Origin of the sequence: Clostridium psychrophilum, assembly GCF_018861705.1 — a bacterium.
GTDB lineage: Bacteria > Bacillota > Clostridia > Clostridiales > Clostridiaceae > Clostridium_AD > Clostridium_AD psychrophilum.
The window spans coordinates 17,133-34,019 of record NZ_JAHLEC010000023.1 but is presented as its reverse complement, the minus strand read 5'-3'; the positions used below and the strand labels follow the sequence as shown (position 1 = coordinate 34,019).

Sequence of the window (16,887 nt, the reverse complement as noted above, 5' to 3'; positions counted from 1 at the left end):
GTGATACTTTATGAAGGTTAAAAAAATACCTCAACGCATGTGCACAGGATGTATGGAAATGAAATGTAAAAAAGAATTATTACGCATAGTGCATAGTAAAGAAGGAGAAATATCTATAGATTTAACAGGTAAAAAGCCTGGTAGGGGTGCTTATATTTGTAATAACATAGAGTGCTTTGAAAAATCTTATAAAACAAAAAGATTAGAGCGAAATTTAGGTGGAAAAATTAGCGAAGAAATTTATGGAAAACTAAAGGATAAGATAAATTATGAGGATGAGATAGATAATGAATAATAAATTTTTTCAATTCTTGGGTTTAACTAAAAAGGCAGGTAAACTTATTGAAGGTTACAATCAGTGTGAAGACGCACTCGCACATGGAAGAGGAACCCTTATAATTCTGTCAGAAGAAAGTGCAATAAATACTAAAGATAAATTCAAAAGATTAGGAAGTAAAAACGTTATACCTCTTATAGAAGGGGTTCCAAATGAAATTTTAGGCAAGTGTTTAGGAAGACCAGAAATTAATGTTGTCTGCGTAAATGATAAAGGAATGAGCAGTAAGCTATTAAGCTTATGGAATGAAAACAATGAATAAATCAAATTTCGGGGGTGAATGATTTGGCAAAAGTCAGAATATATGAATTAGCAAAAGAGTTAGAGGTGTCAAGTAAAGAATTAATTAATGTACTATTCGAAGAGTTTAGTATAAAGGCCAAAAATCATATGAGTGTGATTGAAGAAGAGGATGCTGAGTTAATAAAAGAACTATATAGTGATGAAAACTCAGGACTTAAAGAAAGTAAAAATGAAACAGTAGAACATTATGAAAATATAGCTAATGATGATGCAAACAAAGTCGTTATTAGAAAAAGAGGTAAAAAAGGTAGAGATGAGGTAGGAAGTGGTAACAATACTGTTGAGGCAATTGATGATGAAGTTGTAGTAATCGACAGTACAATTACTGTTAAAGATTTAGCTGATACGTTAAAAAGACCTTATGTTGAAGTAATTAAACAACTTATTTTTATTGGTGTTATGGCTGGAATGAATCAGGAAATTGATTTTGCAACAGCTGAAAAGGTAATAGAGAAATATGGTGCACTTGCAGTACTAAAAGATCCTGAAGAAGGGAAGATTGCAGATGATGAAGACATTGAAGACGATGAGGATGAAGTAGGTACAGATAAAAAACCAGCTGTAGTTACTGTTATGGGTCATGTTGATCACGGCAAGACATCACTTCTTGACTGTATTAGAAAATCTAAGGTTACAGAAACAGAAGCTGGCGGAATAACACAACATATTGGCGCATATACTGTTGATGTTAATGGCGAAAAAATAACATTTTTAGACACACCAGGACATGAAGCTTTTACAGCAATGAGAGCAAGAGGTGCTCAAATAACAGATATAGTTATACTTGTTGTAGCAGCAGATGATGGTATTATGCCACAAACTATAGAAGCAATAAATCATTGTAAGGCAGCTAAGGTACCAATAATAGTAGCTATAAATAAGATAGATAGACCAGGAGCTAATCCAGATAAAGTAAAACAGGAATTAACAGAACAAGGCCTTGTAGCAGAAGATTGGGGTGGAGATACAATTTGTGTTCCAGTATCGGCTCACACTAAAGAAGGTATTGATACTTTACTTGAAATGGTAGTAGTTACAGCAGAAATGTTAGAACTTAAAGCAAATGCTAATAGAAAAGCTAAAGGAACTGTTATAGAAGCAAAACTTGATAAAGGTAGAGGACCACTTGCTACTTTACTTGTACAAAATGGTACATTACATACTGGAGATTCTATAATAGTTGGTTCAACTTATGGAAGAATAAGAGCAATGTTTGATGATAAGGGTAAAAAAATAAAGACTGCAGGACCATCTATACCAGTTGAAGTACTTGGTTTATCTGAAGTGCCAGAAGCTGGAGATAGATTTAATGTAGTTAAAAATGAAAAAACTGCAAGAAATATGGCTGAAATTAGAAAAACAAATTTAAGAGAAGAACATTTTCAATCTAGTAATAGAGTTTCAATGGAAAACTTATATAGTCAAATACAAGAAGGAAATGTTAAGGAACTTAGTGTAATTGTTAAAGCTGATGTTCAAGGGTCTGTAGAGGCTATAAGGCAATCACTTGAAAAATTGTCTACTGACAATGTTAAAGTAAGAGTTATTCATTCTGGAGTTGGAGCTATTACAGAAACAGATGTTGTTCTTGCGGCTGCATCAAATGCAATAATTATAGGGTTTAATGTAAGACCAGATAATAATGCTGCTTCAATTGGAGAAAAAGAAGGAGTAGAAATTAAGACTTATAGAGTAATTTATGATGCTCTTGATGATATAAAAGATGCTATGGCTGGAATGCTCGACCCTGTATATAAAGAGGTTGTTTTAGGTAGAGTAGAGATAAGGCAAATATATAAAGTTTCAAATGTAGGAACAATAGCAGGTTCTTATGTATTAAGTGGTAAAATCACTAGAAATAGTAGTGTACGAGTAATTAGAAATGGAATAGTAATTAATGAATCAATATTAGCTTCATTAAAAAGATTTAAAGATGATGCAAAAGAGGTTGCTGCTGGATTTGAGTGTGGATTAAGTATTGAAAAATTCAATGATCTTAAAGAGGGCGACATTATAGAAGCATTTATAATGGAAGAATTAAAACCTAAATTAATATAAGCATAAGGAGTAGTGGGTTGTATGGTTAGTTATAGAAATGGTAGAATAAATGAAGAAATTAAAAAAGATGTAAGCAATACAATTCAAAACAAAATAAAAGATCCAAGGTTAAGTGCTATGGTTAGTGTAACAAAAGTTGATACAACAAAGGACTTAAGCTATACAAAGGTTTATGTTAGTATATTTGGAAATGAACTTGCTAAGAAAGAAACAATCAAAGCGCTTAAAAGTTCGGCTGGTCTTATTAGAAAAGAAATAGGAATTCATGTTAAGTTAAGACATGTTCCACAGGTTATTATAGAAATAGATGAAACTATTGAACGTGCAATGCATATGGAAAATATATTTCATCAGATAAAGGAAAAACATAAGAATGATGAAGAAAAGAAACAAGAAAATATAGCTGAAGAAAATAATGATGACAATTAGTGAGATTACTAATAAGATAAAATGTTTTCAAAAGATAGCTATAACTTTTCATACATCGCCTGATGGTGATTGCATAGGTAGCGCATTAGCTTTACTTATTGGACTCAGAAAACTAAACAAAGAAGTATATATAATATCAAAAGAAGCTATTTCACAAACATTTTTGTTCTTGCCATGCTCTAGTGAAGTAAGTGGTAAAACAAAGGACTTATTAAAGGACACAGATTGTGTAGTAGTTTTAGATTGTGGTGATTTTAAAAGGATTAATGCAAATTTAAATATAAAAAACAAAAACTTTGAATTAATTAATATAGATCACCATTTATCTAATGATTTGTATGGAGATATAAATTTTGTTGATATAAAAGCTTCAGCTGTTGGAGAAATTGTGTACAATGTGCTTAAACTTCTTGATATAGAAATAGATCGAGAGATAAGTACATGTTTGTACACATCTATAATTACGGACACGGGCTGTTTTAGACATTCAAACACAACATGTGTGACTCATGGTATAGCAGGAAAGCTTATAAATACAGGTATAGATTTTAGTGAAATTCATAGAATGGTTTTTGACAATAATAAGTTAGAAAAAGTAAAATTTTGTGGAGAAATTATTAATAATATTACTGTAGAACTCCATGGTAAAGTGTGTATTATGTATATATCTAAAGGGACTTTAGCAAAATATAATTTAGAATCTTCAGATACATCAGATATTATTAATTTTGGGACTTCAATAGATACTGTTGAGGTCGCAATTCTCATAAAAGAAGTTGAAGATGGTGTTAAAGTAAGTTTAAGATCTAAATCCTTTGTAGATGTTAGCAAAATTGCAGAAGTTTTTAAGGGTGGAGGTCATATCAGAGCTTCAGGCTTTTATGCAGAAGCAAATTTTCATGATACTAAAGCTAAATTGATGGAAATTTTAGAAAAAGAGTTGATTAAATGAATGGCATACTAAATGTATTTAAACCTACAGGAATGACTTCCTTTGATGTAGTTCGCATAATAAGAAAAATTAGCAATGTAAAAAAAGTAGGCCACGCTGGCACTCTAGACCCGGAGGCTAGCGGGGTTTTAGCTGTTTGTATAGGAAAAGCAACAAAGGCTATTGACTATATAATGGGGGACTTTAAAATTTATGAAGCTGAATTAAAATTGGGAGTTACTACAGATACTTATGATAGAGAAGGAAAAATCCTAAAAGAAAGTGAAGTAAATTCGAGTGATGAAGAAATTACACGTGTTATTAATTCGTTTGTAGGTGAAAACAATCAAATTCCTCCTATGTATTCGGCTCTAAAGGTTAATGGAAAAAAACTTTATGAATTAGCGAGAGCAGGAATAGAAATAGAGCGTAAACCGAGAGCTATAGTAATTTATAGTATAGATATTATGGATGTTAAGTCGCCCTATATAAAGTTTAGAGTAAAATGCTCTAAGGGTACATATATTAGAAGTTTATGTTATGATATTGGAGAAACATTAAAATGTGGTGGTATGATGTGGAATTTACAAAGAATTGCTACAGGACAATTCCATATTGATGATTCTATAAATGTTAATGAATTAAATGTAGAAAATTTACAAAAACATATTATTCCTATAGAAAAAATATTCCAGGATAATACAAAAATTGTAATAGAGGATAGGTTCGTTAAGTTCTTATTGAATGGTGTTGTAGTAAAGGATAAAGCATTAACGTGTAAGTTTGAAGTCAATAATATGTATAGTATATATAATAATGAAAATGATTTTATTGGAATTGCAGATAAGAGTATTGATGGTATTAGATTAATAAAATCATTTATATAGGAGCATAATAGAAATGTTAATTATAAAAGATAATTTTAAAACAAAATTAGAATATTCAACATATATTGCACTTGGAAGTTTTGATGGGCTACATTTAGGGCATATGCATCTTATAGACAAAACTATAAAATTGTCAAAACAAAACAATGTTAAAAGTATGATTTGTACTTTTGAAAATCATCCATTGTCGGTTATTAACAAAGAAATATGTCCAAAATTAATAATGAATAATGATACAAAAATAAGCTTACTTGAAGATACTGGTATTGATGTAGTTAATATAGCAAAGTTTGATGAGGAGTTTATGAAGATAACTCCTGAAGATTTTATAAAAAATATGGTAGAGTGTTATAATGCAAAAGGAATAGTTATTGGTTTTAATTATAGATTTGGTTATAAAAATTTAGGTGATGTAGAAATGTTACAAAAGTATAGTACAAAACTAGGATATAAACTATACGTCTGTGAAGCCATCAATATTGATAATGAAGTTGTTAGCAGTTCAAAAATACGCCATTTAATTGCTGAAGGTAATATTATTAAGGCAAATGAACTTTTAGGGCGTCCACATAGCATTACTGGAAACGTAATAAAAGGAAAACAAATCGGAAGAACTATTGGATTTCCAACCGTGAATTTAAATTATAACAAGGAATATATTCTCCCAAAGGGTGGAGTATACTATACTGTAGTTGAATATAACAGTTATCTTTATAAGGCTATAACTAACATAGGATATAATCCTACCGTAGAAGGTGGAAAGCTATCTGTAGAAACACATATTCTTAATTTTGATAAGCAAATTTATGGTGAAACAGTTAAAATAAATTTTATAAACAGAATAAGAGATGAGGTTAAATTTAATACTATTGGTGAATTAAAGCAGCAACTTGTAAAAGATAATAACTATGCTTATACGCATGAACTATAAAAATAAGTGATATGATGTAAAAATTAATTTACAAATTAATCTTAGTTTGTTATAATGGATTGAACCTTATGCTAAGTTAACCGAATCACCAACGGTGTACTTGGAATATGGGGATTATATTCGGAGGTGTTGTAAAATGGAAAAAGCTAAAAAACAAGAGATAATGTTAAAACATGCAAGACATGAAGGAGATACTGGTTCTCCAGAAGTGCAAATAGCACTACTTACTGAAAGAATTACAGAATTAAATGAACATTTAAAGGTTCATAAAAAAGATAACCATTCAAGAAGAGGTCTATTAATGATGGTTGGACAAAGAAAAGGTATGTTAGGTTATTTAAAGAATCAAGATATTGAAAGATATCGTGCAATTCTTGCAGAACTCGGACTAAGAAAATAATTCAGAGCGGCTTAGCCGCTCTGTTATTTTAGGTTAATGAAAAATATTAATAATTAGCAAATATACATTAATATAAATTGAATGGAGGCAAATATATGATTCATATTGTAGAGACTACTGTAGCAGGTAGAAATCTTAAAGTTGAATATGGTAAGGTTGGAATGTTATCAAACTGTGCAATTTTCATGAGCTATGGAGAAACAGTAGTTTTAGTTAATGCAAATGCTTCAGAAAAACCAAGAGATGGTATTGATTTTTTTCCACTAAGTGTAGAATATGAAGAAAAACTTTATGCTGTTGGTAAAATCCCTGGTGGTTTCATAAAAAGAGAAGCAAGACCATCAGAAAAAGCAATTTTAACTGCAAGAGGTATAGATAGACCATTAAGACCATTATTTCCTAAAGGTTATAAAAATGATGTTCAAATTATTTGTACTGTATTATCAGTTGACCATGATAATTTACCCGAAATACTTGCTATGAACGGAGCTTCACTAGCATTATGTTTATCAAGCATACCTTTTACTGATGCCGTTGGAACTGTTTCAGTTGGCTTAGTTGATGGTGAATTTATATTAAATCCTACATTTGAGGAGAGAACTGTTAGTTCTATGAAACTTACAGTTTGCGCAACAAAAGATAATGTAACAATGATAGAAGCAAATGGGGACGAAATACCTGAAGATGTAATGATAAAAGCAATTGCCTTTGCTTTTGAAGCATGTAAGAAAATTGTAGCCTTCCAAGAAGAAGCTGTAGCTAAATTTGGGAAAGAAAAAATCATACCTAAATTGCATAAAGTAGATAAAGTTCTTGAAAGTGAAGTCAGAGAATTTTCATTTGATATGGTTAAGACAGCCATGTACATAATGGATAAAGATGAGAGAAATTCAAAAGTAGATGAAATAAAAGAAAAGATGAGTTCTGAATTTGATGAGAAATATGCTGATAAAAAAGCAGATATAGGTGAAGTTTTCTATAATATGCAAAAAGAAATAGTTAGAAATATGATGTTAAATGAAAAGAGAAGACCTGATGGAAGAGCTTTCGATGAAGTTAGACCGCTAAGTTCTGAGGTAGGTATACTTCCAAGAGCACATGGTACTGGTTTATTTACAAGAGGACTTACTCAAGTAATGACAGTTACAACTCTTGGAGCATTAGGAGAAGCTCAGACATTAGATGGAATAAGTGATGAAAAGACAAAACGATACATGCATCATTATAATTTTCCAGCATATAGTGTGGGAGAAACTAAACCACTTCGTGGGCCTGGTAGACGTGAAATCGGACATGGAGCACTAGCTGAAAAGGCATTAGAACCACTTATACCATCAGCTGAAGAATTCCCATATGCTATTCGTGTGGTGTCAGAAGTATTAAGTTCTAATGGCTCAACATCGCAAGCTAGTGTATGTGCAAGTACTTTATCACTTCTTGATGCAGGCGTCCCAATTAAGAGACCAGCAGCAGGAATAGCAATGGGTTTGATTACAAGCGCTGACTTAACTAAGGAAAGAGTAATAACAGATATTCAAGGTATAGAAGATTTCTTTGGGGATATGGATTTTAAAGTAGCTGGAACTGAAAAAGGTATTACAGCTATTCAAGTAGATACAAAACTTCATGGATTGTCAGAGTATTGCATTAAGACTGCAATTACTGATGCAAAAGTGGCAAGACTTCATATACTAGAAAATATGAAACAATGTATAAGTGAACCTAGAAAAGAAATATCAAAGTATGCTCCTAGAATGTACACACTAACTGTGGCACCTGACAAGATTAGAGATGTAATAGGTAAAGGTGGAGCAACTATAAAGAAAATTATAGCAGAAACTGGTGTTAAAATAGACACTAGTGATGATGGAAAAATTGTAATTATGTCTGCTGATAGCGCTTGTGCGAATAAAGCAGTTAAAATCATTGAAGAGCTGACTAAGTCTGTAAAAGTAGGGGAAATATACTTAGGCAAAGTAACAAAAATTGCTGCTTTCGGAGCTTTTGTTGCAATTCTTCCTAATAAAGAAGGTCTAGTACACATTTCTAAACTTGATTTTGTTAGAGTCAATAAAGTAGAAGATATTGTTTCAGTTGGTGATGAAATATTAGTAAAAGTAATGGAAATAGATAATCAAGGAAGAGTAAATCTTTCAAGAAGAGACGCTATTAAAGATAGTGAGAATAAAGACGCTGAAAAGAAACAGAACGAAAAAAAAGTGAATGAATAATAGAAGGGCTTAAATGCCTTTTTATTTTTTTTTAATAATATTACCCTTATATGCACATAGTAAATATAAATTCTCATTAAGGAGAGGCGCATATGTATAATTTATTTAAATTAGATAATGGTTTAAGAGTTGTAGTTGAAGATATTGAATATGTAAATTCTGTGAGTGTGGGTTTATGGGTAGAAAATGGATCTAGAAACGAGAATGCAAGCAACAATGGTATATCACATTTCATTGAACATATGTTATTTAAAGGAACTCATAATAGAACTGCTAAACAAATTGCTGAAGCTATTGAAGATGTGGGTGGCCAACTTAATGCATTTACAGGTCGGGAAGCTACATGTTTTTACATAAAGGCATTAGATACTTACTTAGAATTATCTTTAGATATTCTATCAGATATGCTTTTTAATAGTAACTTTTCAGAAGATGATATTGAAAAAGAAAAAGGTGTAATTGTAGAGGAAATAAATATGAGTGAGGATTCACCTGAGGATGTTTTAGCAGATTTACATACAAGAGCAATTTGGGATTCAGATTCAATCTCCTTACCCATTTTAGGTACTATTAATACGGTAAAATCTTTTAGTAAAAAAATGATAGTAGATTACATAGATTCATATTATATACCAGAAAATTCGGTTATATCTATATCTGGAAAATTCGATATGAAAGATATTGAAAATATAGTTCGAAAATATTTTGGTAAATGGAGTTGTAAGAATAAAAAAATAACTAAGTATAGCAACCCTCAGATATTGAATCAACATTTTTTCAGAAAAAAAGATATTGAACAACTTCATGTAAGCCTCGGGATACCAGGTATAGAACTTGGTAATGACGATACTTATTGCCTAATATTATTAAGTAATATATTAGGTGGGGGATCTTCTTCAATTTTATTCCAAAAAATACGTGAGGAATTAGGCATGTGTTATTCAATTTATTGTTATATATCTGCATTTAAAAATACCGGAGTTGTGAGTATTTATGCATGACTAAATCCTATAAAAGCAGAAGCTGCTATAAATGCTATAAAAGAAGAAGTTAGAAAATTTGCTACAGTTGGAATTAATAATGAAAAATTGTTTAAAGCTAAAGAACAGCTAAAGGGCAGCTATATTTTAGGACTTGAAAGCACGAGTAGTAGAATGTTTAGTAATGGTAGATCTGTAATGTTTATGAACAAAATTAATACACCTAAAGATGTTCTACAAAAAATCAATGAAATCGACATGCATAGGGTTAATTCAGTTATGGAAAAGACTTTTAAAAATGGCATTGTTAATTCTGCATATGTAGGTAAACAAAATGAAGTGCTTAAAAAAGTATTTAAGGGTGAAATTATTTCTGTAGATAAGTAAATTTATTAACAAAAATATATAAATTATGCATAACTCTTTAATAAATCCCATATTATTTTATGAGAATTGTTAAGGAGATGTTTGCATGGAAGATAATACAAAACTGTATAGCGAAATGGAAAGATATGAAATTATTAATATTAATGATGGTGATAAATATAGTAACTTAGGTAGTAATGATGTAGTTATTGATGAGAATGGTCTTCTAAAGTTTTTAATCATAAATGAAGGCAGTTCTAAATTTAGTTTTTTTCACAATAATGATATTATTGAAGTACCTTGGGACTATGTTAAAAAAATTGGTTCTAGAACTATAATAATTGATGTCGATAATGAATTTTTAAAAAAATCACATATTTGATTTTGGAGGATATAAATGAAAATATTGATTCAAAAGTTTGGGGGTACATCAGTCTCAAGTAAGGAAAAAAGAAAACTTGTAGTAAAAAAAGTCTTAAATGCAAAAAATCAAGGATATTTTCCAGTGGTCGTAGTATCTGCTATGGGAAGAAAGGGTGAGCCTTATGCTACGGATACATTACTATCGCTAATAGATCCGAAGTTAAAGGTTTCAAATCCATTTGCAATAGATTTGTTAATGAGCTGTGGTGAAACTATAAGTACTGTAATAATGTGTAATGAATTGAATAACAATGGAATTGATTCTGTGCCTTTAACTGGGGGACAAGCAGGTATAAATACAGATGCTAATTATAACAATGCAGCAATACTAAATGTAGACACAAAAAAAATATTGAATGTTTTAGAAAAAGGAAAAATCCCTGTAGTAGCAGGATTCCAAGGCATAGATGAAAATGGGCATATTACGACTATAGGAAGAGGCGGAAGTGATGTTACTGCTGCAACACTAGGGGCAGCACTTAACGCTGTAGAAACTCAAATATACACTGATGTAGATGGAATTATGACAGCTGATCCTAGAATAGTATCTGATGCTACTTTAATTAAGAAAATAAGTTATGATGAAATATTTCAATTTGCGGAACAAGGAGCAAAGGTTATACACCCAAGAGCTGTTGAAATATCAAGAAAATATAATATTCCTTTAGTAATAAAAAATACTATGAATGAATGTGCTGGAACAGTAATTAGTAATTTTGAAACTGAAAGTTATGAAAATATTATTACGGGTATTACTCATATGGATAATCGAGTTCAAGTAAATATAAGTAAAGATTCAGGACAAAACTATAACGATCTTTTTGATATTTTAGCTGAAAATCTTATAAGTATTGATCTTATAAATGTTTTTCCTAAAGAAAAAATATTTACAATTGATGAAAAAGATTTTGTAAAATTCTCTAATTTAATACAAGAACTTAATATGACATATACTTTCGTGAAAAATTGTAGCAAACTTGCAATTATAGGCTCAAAAATGAAAGGTATACCGGGTGTCATGGCTAGAATATTGAAAGCCTTAACAAGGGAAAATATTGAAGTGTTGCAAACAGCAGATTCTCATATGACTATATGGTGTCTAGTAGAAACCATATATGTTAAAAGAGCAATAAATGCGTTACACAAAGAATTTAATTTAGGATAAAAATGTATAGAGTTTCTCTTAATGCACAAAATAAAATGGATTAGGAGGAATGTAAATGTTGAAAGCTGATAGAAACAAGGAAGAAAAGAAAAAAAATGGCAACAAAAAAAATTCGAATCAACAAGTTGAAAGTATTAAAGAACTGGGGACAACTAATATACCAACTCAGGATGATAAAATTCAAGTGTTACCAATTATTGGTCAAATAGAAGGGCATATGATGCTATCACCTCAGACAAAAGCTACTAAGTATGAACATGTTATTCCAGAATTAATTGCTATGGAAAGAGATGAAAAAGTAAAAGGTATCCTCATAGTTCTAAATACAGTGGGTGGAGATGTGGAAGCTGGTCTTGCAATAGCAGAGATGATTAGAAGTGTTAGTAAACCAACTGTATCGCTTGTAGTCGGAGGAGGCCATTCAATAGGTATTCCACTTGCAACTGCTGCTGAGTACTCATTCATTTCCCCATCTGCAACTATGATAATTCATCCTATAAGAATGAATGGTTTAATAATAGGAGTACCTCAAACTTTTGATTATTTTAATAAAATGCAGGAAAGAATAACTGAATTCATTATTAGAACTTCTAAAATTGATAAAGAAACTGTAAATAGGTTAATGATTCAAACTGATGAGCTTTTAAACGATATGGGTACAATACTAATAGGAAAACAAGCAGTTGATAATGGATTAATAGATGAGGTTGGTGGCATTAGTGAAGCATTATCAAAATTAAATGAAATGATAGATAAAGCATAAAAATAGATATAAATAGGTCATTTTGATCTATTTATATCTATTTTTATGAAATTTAACTATATATAATATGATTTTTATATTATTAATCCAAAATTCATTTACAAATCTATTGAAAGTTAGAGGAAATTTATAAAGTTTGTAGAAATAATAAAGATAGAACTAATAAAAATAGAGGTGATACTTTGGCTAGAAAAAGCAATAAATCTAAAGCAGCGAGGAGTATCAATGCTGATAGTGAAATAATTGGAATCATACTAATAACAGTTGGCATATTAATTTTATTAAGTATATTCTCAACTATATTTTCAAGTTCAGATTCTATATCAGGTATGATAGGTGAATTCGTTAATCATGTACTTTTTGCAATTTTAGGGATAGGGGCATATCTTTCACCATTTTTTATAATATTTATTGGTGTTTGCTATATTGTAAAAAAGGGTAAGATAAATTTTAGTAAGAAGTTTTATGGAATTATACTTTTTATAATAAATACATTACTATTTATACAAATGTTATCTTTAAATAAGTATTATTCTAAAGGAAATTTTTTGATGGGGATTAAAAAAATTTATAACTCACAAAGTTCATTACATGGTGGGATTATAAGTTATACAATTGATGTGCCAATGTATACGCTGTTTGGTGCTGTTGGAAGTTGTATAATTTTTATTGCTATCTATTTTATATGCTTAATTTTAATATTAAACATATCGCTTCGTGATATTTTTGTATGCCTTCGAGGTAGTTTGATTAGTAAAAAAACTGCGACAAAAAATACTAATAAGGAGTTATACATAGAAAATAATGATAAGAAAAAAGAATTAGTAGTTCCAAATGAAGAGAAAAATAGTTTTATTAAAAACATTAGTAATAAAATTAAGATAATTGATTTTATTAAGTCAAATAATATTGATGATGATTCAGAAATACCGAATAATGAAGAAGCAAATAAGAATACTAAAGATGGGAATGTGCGAGGTTCTAAAGTAAAACATATAGATAATTCTATTAAGCAAGAATTAGAGAAAGAAATTTTATTAAATACTACGAATACAAAGCAAAACTATAAATACGAATATCCTACGCTAGAGTTACTAAATGAAAATAATACATCTAAAATGAATAAAAATGATAAGAAGGAATTACTTAATAATGCTAACAAGTTGCAAGAAACATTAAGTAGTTTTGGAGTTGAAGCAAAAGTTATTCAAGTTACGAAAGGTCCCTCAGTAACAAGGTTTGAGCTTCAGCCTAATGCAGGTGTAAAGGTGAGCAAAATTGTAAACTTAGCTGATGATATTGCACTTAATTTAGCATCATCAGGAGTAAGAATTGAAGCGCCAATACCAGGCAAGGCGGCTGTAGGAATTGAAGTGCCAAACAAAGAGTTAAGTGCAGTATACTTAAGAGAGGTAATAGAGTCTAATGAGTTTTTGGCAACCAACAAAAATTTATCATTTAGTTTGGGTAAAGACATAGGTGGTAATTGTGTTGTTTCAGATTTAACTAAAATGCCACATTTGTTAGTAGCTGGAGCTACAGGTTCTGGAAAGAGTGTTTGTATAAATTCATTAATAATAAGTTTACTTTATAAATATTCACCAGAGGATGTTAAACTACTTTTAATTGATCCTAAAGTGGTCGAATTAAATATTTATAATGGTATACCTCATTTATTGATACCCGTTGTAACAGATCCCAAAAAATCTGCAGGTGCTTTAAATTGGGCTGTAAATGAGATGTCAAGAAGATATAAGAGCTTTGCTGAAAATAATGTTAGAAGCATTGAAGGCTATAATGAATTGGCTAGTAAAGGCATTGTTGAAAGCAAGCTACCTTGGATTGTAATTATAATAGATGAGTTAGCAGATCTTATGACAGTTTGCGCTAATGATGTAGAAGAATATATTGGAAGACTAGCCCAGATGGCAAGAGCAGCAGGAATGCATTTAGTAATTGCAACGCAAAGACCGTCAGTTGATGTTATTACTGGAGTAATAAAGGCTAATATACCTTCAAGAATATCTTTTGCAGTTTCTAGTCAAATAGATTCAAGAACAATTTTAGATTCTTCTGGCGCAGAGAAATTACTTGGTAAAGGTGATATGCTTTTTTATCCTACGGGAGAACCTAAACCAATTAGAATACAAGGGGCTTTTGTGTCTGAAGAAGAAGTTGAGCGGGTTGTTAATTTTATAAAAGACCAGAAGACAGAAGTTAATTATGAAAAGGAAATAATAGATGAAATAGAAAGTAGTTCAAGTACTAAAAATGAAGATGATGATACTGATGAGTTACTGAATGAGGCAATTAGAATAGTTGTTGAAAATGATCAAGCATCCACGTCTTTATTGCAACGTAAGTTAAAAATAGGGTATAATAGAGCAGCAAGAATTATAGAACAAATGGAGGATCGCAAAATCATTTCAGGTAGAAATGGAAGCAAACCTAGAGAAGTATTATTAAGCAACACAGAATTAAATAATTAATGATATAAATATTTATAAAAAAAGTTGTAAATACCCTTGTTTAATTTGTAAATCACAATTACAATAATTCATGTGTGCAAATGCAAGTAGATAATAAATTATTATCTACTTATGGAATTAAGCAAGGAAGGTAATGGTTTATAAATGAGATATACGCGCGGAGACAAACAAGGAGGATGACTGGTGGAAAATTTAAGAGTTGGAGTTATAAATCTAGGTTGTGATAAAAATAGAATTGATAGTGAAATTATAATAGGTAGCTTAAGCGAGAAGTATAATATGACCAATGATCCTAAACTAGCAGATATAATTTTAGTAAATACTTGTGGATTCATAGAGTCTTCAAAACAGGAATCAATAGATACTATTTTAGAAATGTCAAAATATAAAGAAAAATATAAGTGTAAGGTATTAATTGCAACTGGTTGCCTAACTCAAAGGTATGGTAAAGAATTGCTTGAATTAATGCCAGAACTCGATATAATGCTCGGGGTCAATGATTATAATAAGTTATTGAGTAGTATAGAAGAAGTTCTTTTAAAAAAAATAAAAATACAATATTGCAATTACAGTGATGAAAATATAAATGAGGGTAAAAGAGTATTAACTACAGCAACTTATTCTGCTTATATTAGAATTTCTGAAGGTTGTGATAATGCATGTACATATTGTGCAATACCTAATATTAGAGGGAAATATAGAAGCAGAAAGATGGAGAATATATTACAAGAGGCTAAAGAGTTAAGTGAACATGGGTGCAAAGAAATAATATTAGTTGCTCAAGATACTACTAGATACGGGATTGATTTATATGGCAAAAAAAGTTTACATATATTAATAAATAAGATTTCTAAAATAAGTGGGATTCAGTGGATTAGAGTACTTTACTGCTATGCAGAAGAAATTACTGATGAAATTATTAGTGAGATATCTTCAAATAATAAAGTATGCAAATATATAGATATACCAATTCAACATATAAGCGACGATATACTTAAGTTGATGAAAAGAAAAGGAAGAAAAAAAGTTATAACAGAAAATATAAGTAAGATGAGAAAAAGTATTAAGGGTTTAACACTTAGAACTACATTAATAGTTGGATTCCCAGGAGAGACAGAAGAAAATTTTGAAGAATTAAAACAATTTATTAAAGATACTAAATTTGATAAATTAGGAGTCTTTAAATATTCAATGGAAGATGGAACTGAAGCTGCGGAAATGAAAAATCAAATTCCAGAAGAAATAAAAGTTAAACGTGAAGAAGAATTGATGATTTTGCAACAAAATATATCTAAAGAGATAAATAAGAATAAAATAGGAAAAATATACAAAGTTCTAGTAGATGGATTAGATGGAAAAACTTACTATGGTAGAAATTATGAGATGGCACCAGAAGTAGATGGAACTGTTTTTTTTGAATCTGATAAGCTATATAATAGAGGTGAATTTGTTAAAGTTAAAGTTGTCAAAGCTTTAGAATATGATCTAATAGGAGTTGTGTACTATGAATCTTGCAAATAAACTTACATTGATAAGAATTTTTTTAGTACCTATATTTTTACTCTTTATAGCAGCTAAAGGAATACCTTATGGAAGAGAATTAGCTACAGTCATTTTTATAATAGCTTCTCTTACGGATAAATTGGATGGTTATATAGCTAGAAGTAGAAATCAAATAACTAACTTTGGTAAATTTATGGATCCATTAGCCGATAAGTTATTAGTAACTGCTGCTCTTGTATCATTAGTCGAACTCCATCTTGTGTATGGTTGGGTGGCTATGATTATAATTGCTAGAGAATTTGCAGTAACAGGTTTAAGAACAATAGCTGCGGCAGAAGGAAAAGTAATTGCTGCTAGTAAATGGGGAAAATTAAAAACCGTTATTCAGATAATAGCAATAATTACTGCATTGATAAATTTATCTTATGGTAATAAAACTATTGGCATGTCAATGAATGTAAAAGAAATTTTAAATATGTTAACTAATATTTTCATGGGCGCTGCTGTAGTCATTACAATAATATCAGGTGTTGACTATTTTGTTAAAAATAAAGGGACAATTAGAGTTGATAAATGATTAAGTTTAGAAAAACTGTTAATAATACAGATAAAGGTTTCCTATAATGGACAAAAATAGGATGTTTGATTTATATGTTGACCATATAAATCAAATAGTGTATACTACAAATAG

The 16,887-nt window shown here is 30.1% G+C and carries 15 protein-coding genes and 1 pseudogene; all 16 read left to right on the top strand.

Annotation, left to right across the window (positions count from 1 at the left end; translation table 11 throughout):
* The first annotated feature begins 10 nt into the window (after window positions 1–10).
* The 16 genes and pseudogenes from rnpM to pgsA all read left to right on the top strand — a co-directional run bounded on the left by rnpM (window position 11) and on the right by pgsA (window position 16,773).
* The gene (gene rnpM, locus KPL38_RS07340; protein ID WP_216288495.1) at window positions 11–295 is read left to right on the top strand and encodes an RNase P modulator RnpM; all 285 of its coding nucleotides are present in this window, start codon (window positions 11–13) and stop codon (window positions 293–295) included.
* On the top strand, window positions 288–599 hold the full coding sequence (locus KPL38_RS07335; RefSeq protein ID WP_216288494.1) for a ribosomal L7Ae/L30e/S12e/Gadd45 family protein: 312 nt from the start codon (window positions 288–290) through the stop codon (window positions 597–599). The genes rnpM and KPL38_RS07335 overlap by 8 nt, the downstream gene beginning before the upstream one ends.
* Window positions 600–622: 23 nt before the next feature.
* Complete coding sequence (infB, locus tag KPL38_RS07330; RefSeq protein ID WP_216288493.1) at window positions 623–2,698, top strand: translation initiation factor IF-2; 2,076 nt, start codon at window positions 623–625, stop codon at window positions 2,696–2,698.
* A 21-nt stretch (window positions 2,699–2,719) separates the two neighbouring features.
* Window positions 2,720–3,127, top strand: coding sequence for a 30S ribosome-binding factor RbfA (gene rbfA, locus KPL38_RS07325; RefSeq protein ID WP_216288492.1), 408 nt, complete (start codon window positions 2,720–2,722; stop codon window positions 3,125–3,127).
* Window positions 3,117–4,079, top strand: coding sequence for a DHH family phosphoesterase (locus KPL38_RS07320; protein WP_216288509.1), 963 nt, complete (start codon window positions 3,117–3,119; stop codon window positions 4,077–4,079). The genes rbfA and KPL38_RS07320 overlap by 11 nt, the downstream gene beginning before the upstream one ends.
* Window positions 4,076–4,945 (top strand): tRNA pseudouridine(55) synthase TruB, encoded by an 870-nt coding sequence (truB, locus tag KPL38_RS07315; protein ID WP_216288491.1) that lies wholly within the window; start codon window positions 4,076–4,078, stop codon window positions 4,943–4,945. Before KPL38_RS07320 ends, truB begins: the two co-directional genes overlap by 4 nt.
* 13 nt (window positions 4,946–4,958) lie before the next feature.
* Window positions 4,959–5,876 carry a bifunctional riboflavin kinase/FAD synthetase gene (locus tag KPL38_RS07310; RefSeq protein WP_216288490.1) on the top strand — a complete coding sequence of 306 codons (918 nt, stop codon included), beginning with the start codon at window positions 4,959–4,961 and terminating at the stop codon, window positions 5,874–5,876.
* Between the two features lie 136 nt (window positions 5,877–6,012).
* A complete protein-coding gene (rpsO, locus tag KPL38_RS07305; protein WP_216288489.1) occupies window positions 6,013–6,276 on the top strand; it encodes a 30S ribosomal protein S15 in 264 nt (87 codons plus the stop codon).
* Window positions 6,277–6,371: 95 nt separating this feature from the next.
* A complete protein-coding gene (locus KPL38_RS07300) occupies window positions 6,372–8,507 on the top strand; it encodes a polyribonucleotide nucleotidyltransferase (RefSeq protein ID WP_216288488.1) in 2,136 nt (711 codons plus the stop codon).
* 92 nt (window positions 8,508–8,599) lie between these two features.
* A pseudogene (locus KPL38_RS07295) lies at window positions 8,600–9,874 on the top strand (M16 family metallopeptidase).
* An 85-nt stretch (window positions 9,875–9,959) separates the two neighbouring features.
* Entirely contained in the window at window positions 9,960–10,235 is a 276-nt protein-coding gene (locus tag KPL38_RS07290; RefSeq protein WP_216288487.1) for a YlmC/YmxH family sporulation protein, read from the top strand.
* Between the two features lie 15 nt (window positions 10,236–10,250).
* On the top strand, window positions 10,251–11,441 hold the full coding sequence (gene dapG, locus KPL38_RS07285; protein WP_216288486.1) for an aspartate kinase: 1,191 nt from the start codon (window positions 10,251–10,253) through the stop codon (window positions 11,439–11,441).
* Window positions 11,442–11,496: 55 nt separating this feature from the next.
* On the top strand, window positions 11,497–12,204 hold the full coding sequence (locus tag KPL38_RS07280; RefSeq protein ID WP_216288485.1) for a ClpP family protease: 708 nt from the start codon (window positions 11,497–11,499) through the stop codon (window positions 12,202–12,204).
* A 182-nt stretch (window positions 12,205–12,386) separates the two neighbouring features.
* Window positions 12,387–14,693, top strand: a complete 2,307-nt coding sequence (locus KPL38_RS07275) for an FtsK/SpoIIIE family DNA translocase (protein ID WP_216288484.1) — start codon at window positions 12,387–12,389, stop codon at window positions 14,691–14,693.
* 183 nt (window positions 14,694–14,876) lie between these two features.
* Window positions 14,877–16,214 (top strand): 30S ribosomal protein S12 methylthiotransferase RimO, encoded by a 1,338-nt coding sequence (gene rimO / locus KPL38_RS07270; RefSeq protein WP_216288483.1) that lies wholly within the window; start codon window positions 14,877–14,879, stop codon window positions 16,212–16,214.
* On the top strand, window positions 16,198–16,773 hold the full coding sequence (pgsA, locus tag KPL38_RS07265; RefSeq protein ID WP_216288482.1) for a CDP-diacylglycerol--glycerol-3-phosphate 3-phosphatidyltransferase: 576 nt from the start codon (window positions 16,198–16,200) through the stop codon (window positions 16,771–16,773). The genes rimO and pgsA overlap by 17 nt, the downstream gene beginning before the upstream one ends.
* Window positions 16,774–16,887 lie beyond the last annotated feature (114 nt).